The 16,548-nt window shown below is 61.4% G+C and carries 25 protein-coding genes; 17 read left to right on the top strand and 8 right to left on the bottom strand.

Annotation, left to right across the window (positions count from 1 at the left end):
• Nucleotides 1-507 precede the first annotated feature (507 nt).
• From IVA96_RS15880 to IVA96_RS15805, 16 genes are all read left to right on the top strand, one after another.
• Nucleotides 508-678: a hypothetical protein gene (locus IVA96_RS15880; RefSeq protein ID WP_247280926.1), complete on the top strand. Its 171-nt coding sequence runs from the start codon at nucleotides 508-510 to the stop codon at nucleotides 676-678.
• Nucleotides 679-909: 231 nt separating this feature from the next.
• On the top strand, nucleotides 910-1,416 hold the full coding sequence (locus IVA96_RS15875) for a hypothetical protein (RefSeq protein ID WP_247280925.1): 507 nt from the start codon (nucleotides 910-912) through the stop codon (nucleotides 1,414-1,416).
• Nucleotides 1,417-1,455: 39 nt separating this feature from the next.
• Nucleotides 1,456-1,899 (top strand): hypothetical protein, encoded by a 444-nt coding sequence (locus IVA96_RS15870; protein WP_247280924.1) that lies wholly within the window; start codon nucleotides 1,456-1,458, stop codon nucleotides 1,897-1,899.
• 67 nt (nucleotides 1,900-1,966) lie between these two features.
• On the top strand, nucleotides 1,967-2,158 hold the full coding sequence (locus IVA96_RS15865; protein ID WP_247418184.1) for a hypothetical protein: 192 nt from the start codon (nucleotides 1,967-1,969) through the stop codon (nucleotides 2,156-2,158).
• A 20-nt stretch (nucleotides 2,159-2,178) separates the two neighbouring features.
• Nucleotides 2,179-2,520, top strand: coding sequence for a hypothetical protein (locus tag IVA96_RS15860; RefSeq protein ID WP_247418183.1), 342 nt, complete (start codon nucleotides 2,179-2,181; stop codon nucleotides 2,518-2,520).
• Nucleotides 2,520-3,407, top strand: coding sequence for a hypothetical protein (locus tag IVA96_RS15855; protein ID WP_247418182.1), 888 nt, complete (start codon nucleotides 2,520-2,522; stop codon nucleotides 3,405-3,407). The genes IVA96_RS15860 and IVA96_RS15855 overlap by 1 nt, the downstream gene beginning before the upstream one ends.
• Before the next feature lie 108 nt (nucleotides 3,408-3,515).
• Nucleotides 3,516-6,032, top strand: coding sequence for a phage tail tape measure protein (locus IVA96_RS15850; protein ID WP_247418181.1), 2,517 nt, complete (start codon nucleotides 3,516-3,518; stop codon nucleotides 6,030-6,032).
• A gap of 2 nt (nucleotides 6,033-6,034) precedes the next feature.
• Nucleotides 6,035-6,298, top strand: coding sequence for a hypothetical protein (locus IVA96_RS15845; protein WP_247418180.1), 264 nt, complete (start codon nucleotides 6,035-6,037; stop codon nucleotides 6,296-6,298).
• Nucleotides 6,299-6,427: 129 nt separating this feature from the next.
• Entirely contained in the window at nucleotides 6,428-6,772 is a 345-nt protein-coding gene (locus IVA96_RS15840; protein ID WP_247418174.1) for a hypothetical protein, read from the top strand.
• A gap of 3 nt (nucleotides 6,773-6,775) precedes the next feature.
• Nucleotides 6,776-7,111 carry a hypothetical protein gene (locus IVA96_RS15835; protein WP_247418169.1) on the top strand — a complete coding sequence of 112 codons (336 nt, stop codon included), beginning with the start codon at nucleotides 6,776-6,778 and terminating at the stop codon, nucleotides 7,109-7,111.
• A gap of 102 nt (nucleotides 7,112-7,213) precedes the next feature.
• Nucleotides 7,214-7,699, top strand: coding sequence for a hypothetical protein (locus tag IVA96_RS15830; protein ID WP_247418167.1), 486 nt, complete (start codon nucleotides 7,214-7,216; stop codon nucleotides 7,697-7,699).
• Nucleotides 7,700-7,714: 15 nt separating this feature from the next.
• Nucleotides 7,715-8,008, top strand: coding sequence for a hypothetical protein (locus tag IVA96_RS15825; protein WP_247418165.1), 294 nt, complete (start codon nucleotides 7,715-7,717; stop codon nucleotides 8,006-8,008).
• On the top strand, nucleotides 7,995-8,387 hold the full coding sequence (locus IVA96_RS15820) for a hypothetical protein (protein ID WP_247418163.1): 393 nt from the start codon (nucleotides 7,995-7,997) through the stop codon (nucleotides 8,385-8,387). The genes IVA96_RS15825 and IVA96_RS15820 overlap by 14 nt, the downstream gene beginning before the upstream one ends.
• Nucleotides 8,388-8,823: 436 nt before the next feature.
• Nucleotides 8,824-9,045, top strand: coding sequence for a hypothetical protein (locus IVA96_RS15815; RefSeq protein ID WP_247418161.1), 222 nt, complete (start codon nucleotides 8,824-8,826; stop codon nucleotides 9,043-9,045).
• Between the two features lie 19 nt (nucleotides 9,046-9,064).
• Nucleotides 9,065-9,490, top strand: a complete 426-nt coding sequence (locus tag IVA96_RS15810) for a hypothetical protein (RefSeq protein WP_247418159.1) — start codon at nucleotides 9,065-9,067, stop codon at nucleotides 9,488-9,490.
• Between the two features lie 1,136 nt (nucleotides 9,491-10,626).
• Nucleotides 10,627-10,812 carry a hypothetical protein gene (locus IVA96_RS15805; RefSeq protein WP_247418157.1) on the top strand — a complete coding sequence of 62 codons (186 nt, stop codon included), beginning with the start codon at nucleotides 10,627-10,629 and terminating at the stop codon, nucleotides 10,810-10,812.
• Between the two features lie 290 nt (nucleotides 10,813-11,102).
• Here IVA96_RS15805 and IVA96_RS15800 read toward each other — a convergent pair whose 3' ends face one another.
• The 8 genes from IVA96_RS15800 to IVA96_RS15765 form a co-directional block, all read right to left on the bottom strand.
• Nucleotides 11,103-11,462: a hypothetical protein gene (locus tag IVA96_RS15800; RefSeq protein WP_346347900.1), complete on the bottom strand. Its 360-nt coding sequence runs from the start codon at nucleotides 11,460-11,462 to the stop codon at nucleotides 11,103-11,105.
• 593 nt (nucleotides 11,463-12,055) lie between these two features.
• Complete coding sequence (locus tag IVA96_RS15795; protein WP_247418155.1) at nucleotides 12,056-12,274, bottom strand: hypothetical protein; 219 nt, start codon at nucleotides 12,272-12,274, stop codon at nucleotides 12,056-12,058.
• Nucleotides 12,275-12,414: 140 nt separating this feature from the next.
• Nucleotides 12,415-12,948, bottom strand: a complete 534-nt coding sequence (locus IVA96_RS15790; RefSeq protein WP_247418153.1) for a thermonuclease family protein — start codon at nucleotides 12,946-12,948, stop codon at nucleotides 12,415-12,417.
• Nucleotides 12,949-12,950: 2 nt separating this feature from the next.
• Nucleotides 12,951-13,454 carry a hypothetical protein gene (locus tag IVA96_RS15785; protein WP_247418151.1) on the bottom strand — a complete coding sequence of 168 codons (504 nt, stop codon included), beginning with the start codon at nucleotides 13,452-13,454 and terminating at the stop codon, nucleotides 12,951-12,953.
• Nucleotides 13,455-13,475: 21 nt separating this feature from the next.
• Nucleotides 13,476-13,859 (bottom strand): hypothetical protein, encoded by a 384-nt coding sequence (locus IVA96_RS15780; RefSeq protein WP_247418149.1) that lies wholly within the window; start codon nucleotides 13,857-13,859, stop codon nucleotides 13,476-13,478.
• Between the two features lie 286 nt (nucleotides 13,860-14,145).
• Nucleotides 14,146-14,904 carry a TIGR02391 family protein gene (locus IVA96_RS15775; protein ID WP_247280903.1) on the bottom strand — a complete coding sequence of 253 codons (759 nt, stop codon included), beginning with the start codon at nucleotides 14,902-14,904 and terminating at the stop codon, nucleotides 14,146-14,148.
• A gap of 13 nt (nucleotides 14,905-14,917) precedes the next feature.
• Nucleotides 14,918-15,277, bottom strand: a complete 360-nt coding sequence (locus IVA96_RS15770; protein WP_247418147.1) for a hypothetical protein — start codon at nucleotides 15,275-15,277, stop codon at nucleotides 14,918-14,920.
• Nucleotides 15,278-15,326: 49 nt separating this feature from the next.
• A complete protein-coding gene (locus IVA96_RS15765) occupies nucleotides 15,327-15,791 on the bottom strand; it encodes a hypothetical protein (protein ID WP_247280901.1) in 465 nt (154 codons plus the stop codon).
• A gap of 56 nt (nucleotides 15,792-15,847) precedes the next feature.
• Here IVA96_RS15765 and IVA96_RS15760 point away from each other — a divergent pair, with 56 nt between their 5' ends.
• Nucleotides 15,848-16,465, top strand: a complete 618-nt coding sequence (locus IVA96_RS15760; protein ID WP_247418145.1) for a hypothetical protein — start codon at nucleotides 15,848-15,850, stop codon at nucleotides 16,463-16,465.
• Nucleotides 16,466-16,548 lie beyond the last annotated feature (83 nt).

Here is a 16,548-nt window from a genome sequence, read left to right as displayed (position 1 = left end):
TGAATTTGAGGCTGCGCACGCAAGTCGGATATCGATATCCAAATCGCGTGTCCACCAATTCTTCTTACTTAAAGAAGATTGCTGCCAACTCGCTGGGCACCTTTCGGCCGCGCGCACCTCGCCCGCATCAGGTCGCAACAGGTCCTGCGAGCGCCGGACGCGCCTTCGGGCGCGCCGGCGACGGGCAGACACCCGGACCGAAGATGGACACCGCCAGAACCGCGGTCAGATCATGACCGACGGCGTCCAACTCCTCCGGCTCGCGGAAGACCCCAGACGGCGACGCCGCGTTCTTTGGAACGATGGGCGACGCTTTGGTCTCAATGACCCGCGACCGAAGCCGTCGGGACGTGTGGGTCGTCACATTGCACAGTCCAAGCCAAGATCGATCAAGCTGCACGTCGGCGCCGGCGCGCCTTCCGGCGCGTCCGGCGGATCAAGACGGTTGGTACGAAGACCACACCATGAACGATGACATTCCGGAGACCTTCGCGATCGAAAGGGACAATGATGACCAACGTTGACAAGACCGACTGGGAAACTGGCGAGCACCGCGAACCGATCAAGCCTGTCGCCCCGTCACCCCGCGGTCGACCGCCCAAGCTGATCCAGTCGACGGCAGAACAGACGAACGACGCCGTCGCGGACGATCAGGGCCACCGCGATGAGACGCAGTAGCGCGGCAGGGCCGTTAGGGAGCCCGCTGATGCGCGCGCCGATCGACGGTCCTTTGCCGTGGCCTGCTTCTGCAAACGCACAGACGGCCGCGGCTGCAAGGCCTACCCCCCTCCCCCCTCATCAAAGGAACGTGTGGAGGCCAGTGCATGAGGTGCGGCACGAAGCGCCCCGATTTCTGAGCATGTCCAGTCCGGTTGAATTCCCGTTTATGTAATTGGAGAACGACGAAAGATGCCTTCAAAACCGCCTAAACCGAAGCGGCCTTCCGGCGCGCCCGGTGCCTCTCAGGCGCAGATCGCGACACATCTCGACATCAGCCAGCCCCGCGTCGCGCAGTTTGTCGGCGAAGGCGTGTTCAAGCCGCTGCCGAGCCGGAAACTTGATCTGGACGCATGCCGGATCGCCTATATTCGCTGGCTGCGCGACGAAACGAGGAAGTCCTCACAGTCGGCGGCCGCGGCGCGCGTCCAAGACGCGCGCGCGAAGGCGATCGAACTGCGGACGGCCCGCGAAGAAGGCCAGCTGTGGGATGCTGAAGCCACCAAGGCGGCCATCGAAGATATCTTAGGGACGTACCGATCAGAGCTTGAGGGCGTGGCGCCCGGTTCGACACGCGATCTGGCGATCCGGACCGCGATCCAGCAGCAAATCGACGACGCGATGGACCGTTGCCGCGCGCGTTTCGCGCGCGCCGAGCGCGCTTTGTCCAACGGCCGCGATCCATTTGACGGAGACTAAGCAATGTTTCAACGTTCAGCACGACTTGCGCGGTTGCGCATGTTCGAAATTGCGGCCGATCACTGCAAGCCGCTGTTCCCCGCGGCGCAGATTGACCCGCCGGCGGTCGACTGTCAGGCAATCATCGACGTCGAAGCGCTGATCACCGCCGCAGAACAGGAATTGCTGTCGGCGATCGCCGATAGGTTCGCGGCGTTGCGCGCGGCAGCGCGCATCCCGACCGTCGCCGAACCTATTTCGGACAGCTCGATCGCCGACTTGATCACGCCCGGCCGCGCCGTCCACCTGACCGGTGTCGCGCGTCCGACCCTCTACCGGCTCTGCAAGGATCATCCGATCGGAAGTCCAGAAGGCTTTTCGCTGTGGCGTGTGGACGAACAGCGCTTCCTGATTTCCCAGTCCCGCCTGGAACGCTTTCTGCAAAGCCGGCCGCTTCGAATGAGACGTAACGAGACGAAAAAGCCGGGACCTGAGACGCGTTGAGACGTCTTCCGCGTTGATCGGCGGCGGCCGAACCAGAGATGCTGATTGCGTCGAAGGAGCGGACGCGATGGCTTGGCGAAAACTGACGAACAGCGATGGGACCCCCTACTACGTGAACCTCGACGCTGTGACGCACATCTACCGGACCGAAAGCGGTTCATGGCTGATGCTCGCAGGCCGCAGCAATCAGGGTTACGCCGCGTCGATCAACGTCAAGGAGACGCCGGCCGAAATCCTTTCAGGCGTCGACCTCTCCTGATCCTTTTTGGAGGAACCTTCATGAGCGAAGAGAACACTTACACACGGTCCGGCCTTCAGGCCGCGGTCGCCGCCGCGGTGGCAGACGAGCGGCGACGTTTGGCCCGGATCATGGGTGCGCCCGAAGCCGCTGGCCGCGAACAGCTGGCGCTGACCCTTGCCACGACGACGAACCAAACGGTCGATCAAGCGCGGGCCGCTCTGGCTGCCGCGACGACCGTTCCGGCTTCGGGCCGCGCAGGCGCAAGCCCTCTCGGGCTTTCGATCGAACAGCCGACGGTCGAAGCCAACAGCGCCGATACGTCGTCCCTCTGGGACAAGTCTCTGGCGTCGCGCGGGATGCAGATCGGTGGGGGTAAGTGATGCGAAATCCGTTCAGGAAATCAGAAGTCGACAAGCGGATCGCCGCCGTGCGGGCGGACCTGAAGGCCGCCCGCGATCAGCTGGCCGCGATCGACGCGGAGGAAGCCGACGCTTTGGCAGACAGCCTGCGGTTTGCGGCCTGGTCGACGAAGCGGGCCGCCGCAGCGGGTGAAGTGGATCGGCTCGAAAGGCTCGCGACGGTCACGGAAAGCGCGGACACCGAAACTGCCAAGGCAGAAGCCGACGCCGCCGCCCGCCGGGAAATTGCGGCTGCCCGAAAGGCAGCCAACGATCTGACAGCGCGTATCAAGACAGACGGGCAACGGATCGCTGCCGAATTGTTGAAGCTGGCGAAGGAAGCCGCGCAACAGGCTCTCGATGCCAAGCGGCTGAACGAAAACCTGCCGGAAGGCGAAATGCCGGTCCCCTTCGCTGACATTGTCGCGCGCGATTTCGGCGCCGAGCCTCGCAAAGACGTCCGATCGCGCGAGGTCGAGCTGTGGGTGGTGGCCGACGATGGCCGCATAGTTGGCGATCAGGCGGCTGTCGTTTCAAGCGACAGCATCACAGGCCATCTGCACGTGGCTGGCGCCGGCATCCGATGGCGTTGCGCGCGGCGGAAATTCAAGGAAGTCGAATTTCATCCGAGCACGCTAGCCGACTGGCCGGGCGATCTGTTCTCGTTGATCCGTCTGCCGCATCTCGACGGTCCCGGCTTTGCCTTCGACGGCAGTCTCATGACCACTGAGGCCGTTGCCGATCTCGACGTCGACGCTGCGATCGCGCCGCGCAAGAAGCCGCCGCGGTCGACGCAGATCGAATTGATCCCAATCGATCCAACGTGGCCGCCGCCGGTCACCACCGAAGCTGACGACGCGGCGGCGTGATGTCTTCGGCGCCTTGCCGTTTCTTGTTTGGCGGAAAGGGCGTCGTTTAGGGGGCCGCTGGTCGACACGGGAAGGACCAGCGGCCCCAACTTTTCGGAGACCTAGCGAATGGCCAAAATAATCGAAGCAGTTGCGCGCATCAGCGCCGAAGACAAAACCGGCGCTGTCTTCGACAAGATCGCGAAGAAGATCGAAGGGATCGCAAAATCGGCGAAGTCGTCGAAGGAAGTCGACGCGCTGACGAAGTCGCTGTCCCGGGCGCAACAGCAAATGGCGGCGATCGATCGCTTCGGCGCGGCGAAGGACGGCTTTTCCAGCGCCCGGACGAAATTCCGCGAAGCGCAGGTCGCCGTTGAAAAGGCGGCGGTCGCGATGAAGCGCGGACAGGGCGACGCGGACGCGCTCGCGCGTAGCTATGAGAAGGCGCAAGCCGCAGTCTCGCGGGCCTCCGCTGCGTTCGAACGGCAGCGATCCGCCTTCGTCGGCGCCAAGCGTGGCCTTGAAGAATTCGGCGTCCCGGTCTACCGGGCCGTTTCGCAGCAAGAGAAGTTGCGCGCCGCTGTCGACCGGACGAACGCGGCGCTGGATCGGCAGGCGGCGAAGTCGGAACGGTCGGCGCGCCGGCGGCAGATGATTTCCAACGCCGCCGGGCTGGCCGGCGGCTTGCTTGCCCACGAAGCCAAGCGCGGCGCCGGCAAGGTGCTGCACACTTACCGCGAGTTCGACAAGGAACGCCGCTTCGGTAAGGCGGTCATGGGCCTGTCCGATGCCGAACAGGCGCCGCTTGTCGCGCAGGCGATCCACATGGGCGCCAAGACCAAATATAACGACGTTCAGGTTCTGGAAGCGCAGCGCGAACTGGCCGCGCGCGGCCTGAATAAAAATCAGGTCATGGGCATGATGGAACCGGCCGCTGCGCTCGGCATGTCCATGGACCTGACGCTGCCGGACGCCGTGAAGCAGATGGAAGGCGCGATCTTCGGCTTCCGGAAAGACACGTCGACGCAGGAAGCCGCGCTTGCGGCCGCGCGCCAGACCGCGGACTATCAGGTCAAGGCGGCGAAAGTGACCGGCATGACGCCGGAAGATATTTCGCAGCTATACAAGTTCGGCGCGACGCCGGCGCGGCTGGCGGGTATCTCGGAAGCATCCCTGCTCGGTTTCGGCGGCGTCTTGAAGAAAGCGAATATCCGCGGCGACGAAGCGGGAACGGCATTTCGCGCGCTGACCGCGATGACGCAGGCACCGACCGCCGGCGCCAAAACCGCATTGCTCGCGGCCGGCATGGATTACAAAAATTACCAGACCATGCGCGACCATTTGGACGTCGACCCGTTCGCGGCCGACGTCGCCGCGCGGTACGGCGTCAAGCTGAACGGCGCGACGAAGGCCGGGCTGGGAAAAATCTTCAGCAATAAGGACGTGATCGCGGACCCGGCGAAGTTCGGCCCGGCCGTGACGTCGCTTCTCCGCGACAGCCTTGAAGGCAATGACGCGAAGTCGCTGAAGTCGATCGCAGGCGCCGCGCAGCGCTACCGGAACGCCAGCGTCCAGTCGGTCGACGCAAACGCGCTGATCAAGGACCTGATGCCGAAGCTGGCCGGCAACCTGCCGCTGGCGAACGCGCTGTTCGGATCGAAGCAGGGCGGCCGCATCGCGACCGCGCTGTCCGACGAAGGGACGCTGCGTCATGTGATCGGCGAAATCGAAAATAATTCGTCTGGCTATTCCGAGAAGATCGCCGGCGAACGCATGTCGGGCTTCGACGGCGCTGTTTCTCGGTTGGAAGGCTCGATTAAGAACCTCGAAACCGCGATCGGCCGCGCCTTCGACAACGAAGGCAAGGGTGGACCCCTGACGTGGGCCACCGACATGCTCGGCAAAGGCGTCCAAGGCACCGCAGAGCTTCCGCCATGGGCCGTCGGCGCGGGCGCTGCTGTCGCTGCCGGCGGTGGTCTTTACGGCGGCGTCAAGTTTGCGCAGAGCCTTTTCAGCGGCTTCGGCCTGTCGTCGTCGGCTGTCGCGCTGGACGGGTCCGCCGCGGCGCTGTCGGCGTCCGCTGCGGAGCTATCCGCCGCCGCTGGCGTCGGCGCCGCCACGAAGACCGCGGCCACCACGGCGGCTACTGGCGGCCTTGGCAGCGCCATCTGGACGGCAGGCGCTGCGGCCGCCCCTTGGGTCGCCGGCGGCGCAGCGCTCGTTGGCGGCCTCTACGCCATGCACAAGTCCGTAGATGACGCCGGCTACACGGGCTTGACCAGCGGCCAGCGGCTGCGGCTTCAGCGCGGATCGATGCGCGACGTCTATCGCCGGGCCTTTGGCTATGACGAAACGCCCTCCCCGGAGATCACGTCAACTATGACCTACGGAACCGGCGTCGCCGGCGACCAGTCCAAGCCGGTCAACGTATCCGGCGAAGTGTCCGGCGAAGTGACCGTCAAAAACATCGTCGAACCCGGATCGACACTGCTTCAGGTCGTGCAGCAGGTTCAGCAGCTATCCGCGCAGGTCCGCGGATCGATCAACAGCAGCGGCCCGGGATCGCTGGGCCATTCGTCCCCGGACGCGGCCGCGCCGGCGCCACGGCCGGCGTTTGGTAACGGCGGCGCAAGCGGGAGTTGGTGAAGGTGACGGCCGATCTTCGCAACGACGTGGAGCATCTGGCGGCGCGACAGGCCGCGTCCGACGCTGTGCTGACGGAAGTCATCGTGCCGCTGTTGGTGGCATTCAGCCCCGACTTGGCGCGCGAATTGGTGCAGGAGATACGGGGAGGCTTCGCCGTGCGCACGCCGACGCAGAACGAACGCCTTCAACTGATGACGGAAGAATATCTGGCGCGACTTGCCGACAGCATTGAAGCGCGGGTGCGGTCGAAGACCGCCGAGCCTTGAGCCGGGAAAAGCCCCGGTCTTCCCGGCAATCTTCCCTCTTGTTCCCGGTGGCATTCTTCCAGTAGTCGAAGCGAGCCGCCGGCAGCGCGAACTGCCGACGGCTCTTGACCCGCAACATTGGGATGAACAATGCCGCAAGCCACGAATACCCTAACCCGACTGACTTCAACGATCGATACGCTTTTCGCTGACCATCAGGTCGCCCTGGCTGAAAAGCGCCGCGTCTATGCTCTGGCCGAACGGGCTACCGACGACAAGGTCGACGCGGCCGAAGCCGCCTGCGACGTCGCCCATGGCGCCGTTGAGAATATCGCGGATGCAATTCTGATGGCGCCAGCGATGTCCGTCGCCGACCTCGCGATCAAGGCGCAGTTGCTTCTAGCGCGCGGCGCCGATCCGGCGGACCTGTTTCACTACCGGCCGGAAGATCTGACGCGGTTCGTTCAGGAAGTCCGCGGCCTTGCCGGGCTCTAAGCGATGACGAAAGCCGAGCGCACCGAACGCATCAAGTCTCTTAGCAGGGCCGCGCTCGGCATCCTGCGCCGGGTCGGCGAACGTTGCTGCGTCGATCGTGCCGGCGGCCGCTACCGGTTGTCGGAAGTCCGCCACAACGAGTTTCGGTTGACGCTGTCGCGATCGATGGACAACGAGGACCGGACGTCGGCGCTTGACGTCCAGTTTCTCGGCAAGACGGTTCTGCACGTCGAATGGACGCCGGAGAAGGTTTTGCAGACCGCTTACCGGCCCGGGTCTTGGGAAACGATGCTGCTTCGATACGATCGAACGGCGGCGCTGGCGAACGATCGCCGTTAGCCGTGTTGCGCCCCCTCATTTCGGCTAATTGCCGTTTGTGCCGCGCTCCATCATGAAATCAGCCGGCCGCGCCCACAGCGACCCCAGTGATAAGGAAATGCCATGATCCGAAATATTTTTGCCGCCACGATAGCGAGCATGATCCTGCTCGGCTCGCCAGCCGCGGCGCAATCGGCGCCCTCCGCGCCGGCAGGAAGCAAATCAGCCGATACCGATTACAAGGTCGTTGACCCTAGCGACCTATTCATTGGCACTCGAAAGTATCTCGACAAGTCGATCTTAGTTCGAAAGATGCGATGCTACTACGCCGACGTGGAAGACTACCGTTGCACGGCGAGCGGTCCGGTCTTCCTTGCCGTCTTCACCGCCGCTGTTGAGCCGGCGTCCGCACGAGCGTGGATAGAGAAGAACTGTGACCAGCTGAAAGTCGCAATGACGTCGGACAAATGCCTGTTCAACCCGCAATTCGTCTACGGGGCAAAGGACGTCAACGACGATATTGTGTCCGGATATCAGCACCGGAAAGTGATCCGCCCACCGGCGGGCGTGACTATGATCCCCAGTAAAGCGGTCAAGAGCGACCGATAGCCCGCTGCCACGGTCATGATCGAATTTTCTGATTTGCCGTTCTGGCCAGCCGCGCTGCGGCTGGATCAGGCCGCGAGCTATTGCGGTCTGTCGGTCGACACCTTCAAGAACGTCTGTCCGGTCAAGCCGATCGAATTGACGCAATCAACGCGCGGCCGACGCTACCTGCGCGTCCGGCTTGACGCTTGGCTTGCCTCGCTGGACAAGAATGATCCCGAAACCGGCAGCGTCCGGCGCCGATTTGGCGACATGCTCGGAAAGTCTCTGGAACCGACCGTGAGGAGGCGTCGCCGTCGTGAACAACCCTGACGACCTGCGCGATGAAGGGATACCCGGGCAAGCAAAGCAGCGGCGAGCAAAGCGCGATACGCGCAGAACGATAGTCACTCTTGAGCAGCTGCCGTTGTTTGCGGACGAACGATCGCTGAGCGAGGCGGTTCTAGGGCACGGCAGCTACACGCATTGGCGAGCAATCGTCCTCTTGTTGGAACGGCGCGGCTTTCCAAAAATCGACGGCTTGATGGGCGGGCGGTATACGCGCGCTGTCCGCGCCTTCTTCGATCACGAATACGGCCTTCACGGCGCGCCCCCTGTGCTGGCGCCGCATCGCTCCGCGAGATTGGGAGCATCACATCAGGCCGCGGATTTGGGAGCAGCGTGGAAGAAGCGAGACCTTTATAAACGCTGACGCTCTCGTTGACCGAAGCATCGCGGCCAGCGATTGGGTCCGGCGATCCGATCCAGATCGGCGCCTAGCGCCTTGGCGCGGGTCGCGTCGCGCTGGATCGATCGTTCTGGCTTGCCGGTCTTGGCGGCCGTGTCAGCGGTGAAAGACGCATCCGCCAACTTGACGGCTGCGTTACCGCGTCCCATCGCCCTGTTAGCCGCCCGGGCGCCGACGGCCTTGGCCGAACCGTGCATGGCTTCATAAGCCGCCTTCCGCTTCGCGATCAGTTTCGCCCGCTGCGCCGGCGTCAGATCGCAGCGGATTAGGTTTTCGTCGATTTCCTCGAAGCCAGCGGACGGCCCAAACGAGAACGCACAATGAAATTTATCCGCAATAGGAACACTGTCACGCCGCGAGGTTTCTCCATCATAGGCTAGGCATTGCGGAGTTCTCTTCCATGGCTACCCAGATCGTAATGGACAGCACAGGCGACAGCCGACATTTTTTTGACCGGGACGACCACAATGGGCTCGCCGACGCTGAGCAGCGCTTCAGAAAGCTGACCGGCAAAGGATTTACCGCTGCCACTCGGACGGCGGCCGGCGATCTCAAGCTGATAAGATCGTTTGATCCCACAGCGGAGGAAACGCTGTTCTATCCGCGCTTAGTCGGCGGTTAGAAGCGTCGCAGCACGGAAGATGTTTTTGTTCGGACGCAACGGCGTCGCTCAGGGTGCGCGCTTGCGAGCCCTCCGGGCGCTTTATCGGAACTTCAACGAGCAAAATGGCCCGGAAGCGCGTGCGCGTCGCCTTTTGCGAGAATGGTTATCTTCAGAACAGCGCGCGCAATTTGATGCCGATGGTTTTTTTGAAGTCACAGGCTCTCATACGGGCCGGCGATACCGAATTCATCAAGGCACCATGGGCAATGTTTTGGAGCTTGATGAAAGAATGGAGCCTAAGATCGGGTGGTGCTTCCTCCCGGACCGGGCCCTAGCAATTGGCGATGTGATGCTCGCGCAGAAGATCGCGCTCGAAACTGACGAAGCCGCAGTTCTCGCGATCGCCAAGCCGTTTTCCCGGAGACTGCCGTCTGTGCCCCAAGCGGTGCGGCGCGCTCACTAGAGCTTATCATGGGCGGGGCCGTCGCTTGTGACGGCGGCGGCCCCTTGCCGCGAAGGCGTCGGTACGCAAAACAAGGACGGCTTCGCGACTGCATCCAGCATGGCGCAGTTGCCGGCAAGCGCAATGAGATACGATCGTTAGTGTTACTTGGATGGCTTAGTGGGTGCTGGCCGCTTCGTTGTTGGCTCGCGCGAGGTGATCGCCTCCACCTTCTTCAGCGCCTGTGCGAACTCAGATCGGAGATACTGTTCGTGCCTCGGGTCTGTAGGCTCCGAGAGGAATGCAATCTTCACGAGGAAGCGGTTCAGTAGCGATGCTATCGCAAGGTTGTCCGAGTGTTGCGAGCGCAGGGCCGTGAGTTGCCGGCGCATCTCCAATAGATCGAGCTGTTCGTGGTCCGGCTGCTTTTTCAAACGAAACGGCCTGCGATCAAACGAAGCGCCGCGCCGAATATGTTGGCGCGACGACTTCGCCTTGGGGGGGACCCGGACGGGGCATCCGGCTCTCACAAGGTAACGCTTCGCAGCGATGCTGCAATCAACGTCTGGAATTAAGCTTGATGTCGCGGCCGCGGGTTAATTCTGGATTACCGACCGTTGCTTCCGGCCGTCAATCAGCAGTTCATGGAGGAGCCCTTGGACTGTCCAACTGACGACTTGTCACGGACGCCTACGCGCAACTAGCGCGTCCGCCGCCGTCTCACTAGCCAGTACACGCCGTATCCAATCGCGAGGATAGGAAGGCCCGCGCCCGCAATCGGTCCGGGGGCTCCCCTCGTTTGGCCGGGCGCGTTCTCGCAATTCCCTTTGCCATTGCAAGCCGATGCAGGTGGCACGGTCATCGCCAGTGTCAACGCAAATGCCGCTGCGGAAAGAACGCCCCAAGTGAGCTTCATCGGTGCTCTCCTCTCCGAGGTTACGCTCAGGTTTCCGCTCGCCGAGCGGCCTGCCAATTAAACAATTTATCTGATATTTAAAATTAATGCAATAACCAGAATTAACTGGCGTTATGAAGGCTCACTTGGGATTACTGAGGCCAAGACCGAGCGTCTATCGGGTGGTCGCCGTCTTTGTGGTGGTCCGAGCAAGCCAGTGGCGCAAGGAATATCAAGTCATCTGATGAGCCAAGGAGGCATCATGCGTGATCAAGTGATCCAGGTGATTGAGACGCTGACCACTTTCAAAAGAATGATCAGAAACCAATCGCCGTGGTCCGAAGATTGCGAGGAAGAGTACCAGAAGGCTCAGCGATTTTTGCTTAACCTCGGCCTCGAACCGAATAAGACGTCAAAAGATCATGATGGTGGTGCGAAGCGCGGTTAACATATCCGCCGAGATCGGCCCCATAATCGCGAGGCCGCGCAGGCTGGCAACCTCGCGCTCCTCTGGAAACGTGTTGCCCCGCTTCCGCCTCGACCTCGCATGGTCATCATTTAAGAAGGACGCTGCGAGGGGACAGAAAGCCGGAGCGCCTGGGCACACCCGGGCCCGCTGTGGCGGAGACACGGCCACGGCTTCAGGAGGCTCTTGAGGGGTAGGCCGGGGGGCCGCTCCGCCAGCTTTAGTGGCGAGCTGGCAATACTCCAAATTGGCGTCAGGGCTCACAGTTCCTGTCATAGCTCCCTTGCCATCGCTGGGTGGGTGCGGTTCTTCACCTTGATCCAGTGCTTCTGCCGGCCGCCGCGGTACGGCCGATCGCGATGTTTCGAGACCAGCCCTTCAAGTCCGATGCGGCAGGCCGCGCGGAATAGATCGGGCCCAATCTCGCCGCGCTCAAACGGCGCAACGGTGATGCCGTCCGGCCGGCGCGCCAGCAGGCGCGCGAGGTTCATCTTGCGCAGATGCAGCGGCAGATCGCGCAAGTCGTCTCCGCCCATGGCGAGGACGTCGAAGGCGTAGAGCTGGACTTCATGATCGTGCTTACGCGAATGCAGCGCGTTGAAGTCCGAGATGCCGTCCACCCCGAGGACCACGGCTTCCCCGTCGATGACGAAGTACTTCTCTCGGTTCTTCAGCGCCGACTTCTTCTCACGTGGCCTTCGTATTCGGCCTCCGGGCGCGATACATGGGTGATGCCAAGAAGCGGTCCGAGGTGCTGGCGCAAGGCCGAAGATAAGCGCGTGAGCCTGCTATCTCGCAATGGCCGCGACTGGACCAAGCGCTATCCCCTCGGTGCGGTTTTGGCGTCGACAGGAACTGCCGCTTAATCTGGCGTTCAGGCAGCCGTATCGGCGTTGAATTTACGGAGTGACATGTAGGCCATTGCTGAACAATTGATCGTACGTGGCGCGGGCAGCTGTGCCCGCGAAAGGTAGCTCACCTCAGTTTTGACCTAACCCTCATCTCACATGCATCTTCTCGACGATCGCGTAGAGCAGCATGAAAATAGGCAAGAAAACGAAGAACCACACGCTCGCCGGCTCCGAGCTGCGTGCGAATTCGCGGTTCGGATCGCTATCCTTTGCGAACGGCGTCGACGGCTGCGCGGCAAGGGGACGCGGAGCGGCGCGCCTTAGAAGGCGTCTGATCGCCGTTTCGTCGGCAAGCGTTTGATCTTTGTCGGACATCAAAGCGCGAAGAGGCGCGGCGAAGACTGAACCCGCTCAAGATCGACATAGCCGTTCTCGTTCAGCCATTCGTGCGGGCAATAAGCAAGTGATGCAGGATCGATCGTCAGGCCGTCTCTGGCGATGGCGTGGCGCGTGCCCATGCGACCGGCCCATTCCGCGCCGCCATTGATCGGGTCAACGCGAAAGGCATCGTAAACGGCTGTATCGTTCTTCACGGCAATCTCCCAAGGTGCTGAAATGAATGGCCGCTAATGCGATGAGATTATCGGAAGACTGATTTCACGCAACGATCATCGTTGCTGCGGTGCGAACGTCCACAACTGCATTCGTCTCTTCCATTGCTAAGCCGCCGACTTCACCGGGGCGTTTCGTCCGAGCAGTCCAACGGGCGCCGGCCTGCCGTGGTACATGCCCGATATCGCCATGGCTCGACGAAGCTCCCGGCCCACACGCCGGCATTGGCGCGCTCGGCGCGCTGCTGCGCTTCGGTGTATTGGCCGTGGGAGTACTTGGGCCAATCGAGCGCATGCCCATTGGAGACCATCCAATGCGCAATATCCGGCCCAGGCCCTCCCAGCTTGCAAACGGCGACAACCCGGCCGTATCGGTCTCGATCCTTCGGCGTGCAGAGCACCGGCCGCGGGATCGCATAGAATAGACCCGCCAAGGCGGCCGCAGCTTTTTGGCCGCATCGATAGAGTTCGCTGTCGTCGCCGCGGCAGAGCTGATCGCTCTCGGGCGCGTCGATCCCCCACAGTCGGATACGCGTGCCGTGGATTTCGATCGTGTCGCCGTCGACCACGCTGGCGCGGCCCACGATGGTTTCGGCAGCCGCCGGAGTAGCGATCAGCAGCGCGGCGACAGCGCTCGAAGCTAGTACTCTCGTCACATTCAATTCCTTCGTGATGGTATTGCAACATCCACGACCACGCCGCCACCGTCTCCGGTGAAAGCCTGACATCCGACCGTTGCATTAGGAAGAAGCGCGCTGGCTTGCTCGCCGGTTTCCTTGAGCGCAGCTCGATGGCATCGATGCGCCGCTGTTTCCAACTTTTTCAGGTCGGCGCCTGTGACCGCGCTTCCTGCCTGCGCAACGAGTGCGAACCATTCGTTCGGCGGAAAGCCGCTCGCATCCCAGTTCAAGGAGACGTAGGTTATGAACTTGGGATCACAAATCAGGACCATGTCAGGGTGCTTGAAGAAGACGCTGCCGCCGGATGGTGAGAAGTGATCGAAGTGCGTATTCGTCCGCTCGATGATCCGCGCTGTTATTTCCTTGCATTCAGGCGTCTCGACTGATCGCTCGCCGGCTTTAACGGCGTTGCCGGGGATCAATACGAAAAGTGCAGCAAAAAGCAGGGCGGCTGATGACAGGAAACCCATTTCGGATGACATCGCGGTGCTGCACTTAGCGGGTTAAAAATCGTCAGGCTGAGCAATTGGCCATCGCTCAGTCGCCGGCTTTCCGCCTTCCCAGAATTTGTAGAGAACGCCCTCCCACATGACGAAAACGGATCGGAATTTCGCACGTGCAGCCGAAGTGCTCTCACTGATGATTGGCAGACCTTCGGCTGTGTATGCACCATAGCAGCCGAGATTTAAGTAGATCACGAGGCTCACGCCGGGAGGATAGTCCTTAGATACTTTCTTTGCGACTACCCGATTTAGGGCCGCCGGAATGGCCTCAAATCTCCTCTGCCAGTTCTCGACGGGATCGGGTTCAAGAGCATGGAGGTCGATCTCGTCACCGCGCCGACGTCCGTCCATATCGGCTTCTGTCACTTCAAATTGCTCGCTCATCTCCCTGTCCTTCTGGACTTCGAAGTCGGGCCGCGCGTGTGGCACGAGCCGCACTAGTCGCGATGAAAGCGCGTTCGCGACCTTGCCAGCTATCCAAGCGTCACGCAGGAACGCCAACCCTCCTTGGCGAAAGAAAATATGACGAGGAAGAGGTCGTATGATCGCGTCGACACGACTGCGGAACGCGCCGGGGACCATCCATTCTGAAAGCTCAGCCTTCCAACAGTCGAGAGTTGTCTTAGGTACTCGATCTATCTCGCTGTCGCTCATTTTCAACCTGAGGAGTTCACGCCTGAGGGGCGCCTCTGACCGCGGCGCGACCATCAACAATGCGAAGTAGGTGGTTCGCAAGAAGGACGATCTCCATCGCTTCGTTGGGATCATTCAGGTCCACGTCTCGGTGTGAGTGTGGATTTTTGTACGATCCAATTGCGCCGGCAAACAGCGCCGATCTTGCTAGCCGCTCGCTTTTTTCAACCGACTTGTCTGTCAGAGGGCCGGTCTCTTCGTGGAAAGCGCGCCGCATTAAATCCGTGCCGAGATCAGCCGCCGAAAAATCGCCGGCCTCGCGGACGTAAACCTCAACTGCTTTCATCGCCTGAAAGACAGCTACATCGTACTCGCCGCGCAGATAGGCAGACCACACGGATTGGGCGATCCGGGGGTGCAACTTCTCCCTTTCGATCCGACGAGAACGCGCGAACGTAGTGACGTCAGACGGCGAAGCCATGATTTCGGCGCGACGGCTAAAGCGCTTCCAGCCGTGACTTCCGTTCGTCCCTGAAGCTGGGACTAACAGCCCTTGCACCTCAAGCCAATTCCAAGCCTCAGCTATCGCCAATTCGATCTGATCCTGCCTGGATCGATCAGCGTACGAGCCTGAATGGGGATGGTGGTTGAACAAGCCACTCAGGAAGTTCGTTGCATGGACATTTCCGTTTTGCCGCTGCGCCGAAAGGGCGATCAGAAGATAGCTTGCCAATTCCTCGGCCTCTAGGCTGAGTAGATAGTCGACGTCAGGGAGTAATTGAGGAAGTGAGGTCATCTTACGCTGAGGCTCAATTCGAGGGGCAACTTAGCAGCGCTGGCTGCTTATTTTTGCAAGCCCAATCGTGGTAGGCCGCCCAACCCTGGGCGGCTGCGCCGATCGCGCCGAAGATCGTGAACATAGCAACTACAATGGCGAACGCGGATTGGCCGCGGGTCAGATCAACTCGACGCCCAATGATTTCGACCGGCTTTCCATTCCAGTGCAAACGCCCGTCGTTGTCGATGCCAAGACCGTTCGTTTCGGAAAGCGCGATAGGTCTAACGCCCTTTGGCCACTGGCTCTTGTCGATCGTCTGAAGGGGCACGCGTTCCAGTTCGGCTTCTCGCTCCGCGTTTTGGCGCCGCGTTCTTTCGTCGTCTGTTTCCAACTTCTCGCCTTTCTTCTTTTCGCGCGCACCTGACCGGGTGAGGCCCCTTTCACCACGGCAGCCACGGCTTCGTCTGCTTGTCGGTGAACTTCAGATAAGGCCCGAAGGCGACCGTCAGCTGCGCGGGCTGTTGGGCCAGCCGCAGTTCGATCTGGTATTTCTGATCGATCAGCGCATCTCGGTTAGCCGTTGCAAGATCAGCAAGCATCGCATCGGAGTAGGTTAGGCAAAAAGCGAAGTCCCGATGCAGGGAGTTCAAGTAATCTTGGACGTCGCTGCCGAATAGGAAACGCGCGCCAGCTTTCGCGGTCAGCAAGTCGTTGAAGTTTTGACCGGTGACCTTTCCGCTCGATTGGAACGCTCCGACGGCCCGTTCAACCATTTCAACCACCTTCAGCCGGCGGTCGAAAAGATCAAGCATCAGCTTCCGGCGAGCCGTGACAAATTGGAAGTAGGCAATCGCCGCGCCGGCGATGGCAACGATCGTCGTGATAATGCCTAACCCGAACGTCATGCTTCTGTAGCTCGCGCCACCACTGCGCAGCCGCGTTTCAATGCCACCTCGAATAGTTGCTTCAGGCCCGGGTCGGCAAGGACGGCATCGCCCGGCAGGAAGTCATCCACGATCTGCCAATCGAAGCCGCTGCCAGGTTCTGGCAGCTTCGTCGGATCAAGCACGTACGCAGCGCGTCCGGTGCCTTCACCAAAAGCGCCCCGTTCCACGAATTTTTGAAGTCGGTTCATTCTGTTCCTCTAAACGTCGGCGCGGCCCGACAGCTGAAGCATTCGCTCGATTTCTTCGTTCGTCAGATCGTCGACGGTGGGAGCGGCGCGCCGGCCGCGCCGCTGGTGGGAGATGTCATCATCGATCCAGAGATGGAGGATGAAGTGGTGGTTCGGGCAAAGGAACTCGTGCTCGTGGTCAGCGGCGGGAAAGCCACGGTCGAACTGTTCCCCCAATGGTACGACATGGTGAGCCTGAGCGATGGACTGAAACTTGCCGCAAACAAAGCAGGCCTCGCGACGCCTAGGTTCGAAGGCCATTCGGGCAGCAGCAATCCACGCGCGTTTCCGATTGGCGTACTCGATCAGATCGGCGGTCCCAAGGCGGTGGGTCATGGTTCTGATGCCGCGGGCCGCGCGGCGAGAAGCTTCAGCGCGATCGGTTCGACGTCTTCGCGCCAGTAGTCATCACCGTTCGGAAGGACGCTTCCCAGCATGCCGGAAGAGTAGACGGCTGGCTCCGGGCGGCCGGGATAGGCCGTCCAGCG

It is taken from the genome of Bradyrhizobium sp. 159 (genome assembly GCF_023073795.1).
Taxonomy (GTDB): domain Bacteria; phylum Pseudomonadota; class Alphaproteobacteria; order Rhizobiales; family Xanthobacteraceae; genus Bradyrhizobium.
This window is presented reverse-complemented; position numbering and strand designations above follow the sequence as displayed.

What these genes read in the sequence shown, in the direction of transcription:
- IVA96_RS15880 (WP_247280926.1), top strand. Translation starts at nt 508, where the DNA reads ATGATGACCAACGTTGACAAGACCGACTGGGAAACTGGCGAGCACCGC.
- IVA96_RS15875 (WP_247280925.1), top strand. Translation starts at nt 910, where the DNA reads ATGCCTTCAAAACCGCCTAAACCGAAGCGGCCTTCCGGCGCGCCCGGT.
- IVA96_RS15870 (WP_247280924.1), top strand. Translation starts at nt 1,456, where the DNA reads ATGTTCGAAATTGCGGCCGATCACTGCAAGCCGCTGTTCCCCGCGGCG.
- IVA96_RS15865 (WP_247418184.1), top strand. Translation starts at nt 1,967, where the DNA reads ATGGCTTGGCGAAAACTGACGAACAGCGATGGGACCCCCTACTACGTG.
- IVA96_RS15860 (WP_247418183.1), top strand. Translation starts at nt 2,179, where the DNA reads ATGAGCGAAGAGAACACTTACACACGGTCCGGCCTTCAGGCCGCGGTC.
- IVA96_RS15855 (WP_247418182.1), top strand. Translation starts at nt 2,520, where the DNA reads ATGCGAAATCCGTTCAGGAAATCAGAAGTCGACAAGCGGATCGCCGCC.
- IVA96_RS15850 (WP_247418181.1), top strand. Translation starts at nt 3,516, where the DNA reads ATGGCCAAAATAATCGAAGCAGTTGCGCGCATCAGCGCCGAAGACAAA.
- IVA96_RS15840 (WP_247418174.1), top strand. Translation starts at nt 6,428, where the DNA reads ATGCCGCAAGCCACGAATACCCTAACCCGACTGACTTCAACGATCGAT.
- IVA96_RS15835 (WP_247418169.1), top strand. Translation starts at nt 6,776, where the DNA reads ATGACGAAAGCCGAGCGCACCGAACGCATCAAGTCTCTTAGCAGGGCC.
- IVA96_RS15830 (WP_247418167.1), top strand. Translation starts at nt 7,214, where the DNA reads ATGATCCGAAATATTTTTGCCGCCACGATAGCGAGCATGATCCTGCTC.
- IVA96_RS15825 (WP_247418165.1), top strand. Translation starts at nt 7,715, where the DNA reads ATGATCGAATTTTCTGATTTGCCGTTCTGGCCAGCCGCGCTGCGGCTG.
- IVA96_RS15815 (WP_247418161.1), top strand. Translation starts at nt 8,824, where the DNA reads ATGGCTACCCAGATCGTAATGGACAGCACAGGCGACAGCCGACATTTT.
- IVA96_RS15810 (WP_247418159.1), top strand. Translation starts at nt 9,065, where the DNA reads ATGTTTTTGTTCGGACGCAACGGCGTCGCTCAGGGTGCGCGCTTGCGA.
- IVA96_RS15805 (WP_247418157.1), top strand. Translation starts at nt 10,627, where the DNA reads ATGCGTGATCAAGTGATCCAGGTGATTGAGACGCTGACCACTTTCAAA.
- IVA96_RS15785 (WP_247418151.1), bottom strand. Translation starts at nt 13,454, where the DNA reads ATGTCATCCGAAATGGGTTTCCTGTCATCAGCCGCCCTGCTTTTTGCT.
- IVA96_RS15780 (WP_247418149.1), bottom strand. Translation starts at nt 13,859, where the DNA reads ATGAGCGAGCAATTTGAAGTGACAGAAGCCGATATGGACGGACGTCGG.
- IVA96_RS15775 (WP_247280903.1), bottom strand. Translation starts at nt 14,904, where the DNA reads ATGACCTCACTTCCTCAATTACTCCCTGACGTCGACTATCTACTCAGC.
- IVA96_RS15765 (WP_247280901.1), bottom strand. Translation starts at nt 15,791, where the DNA reads ATGACGTTCGGGTTAGGCATTATCACGACGATCGTTGCCATCGCCGGC.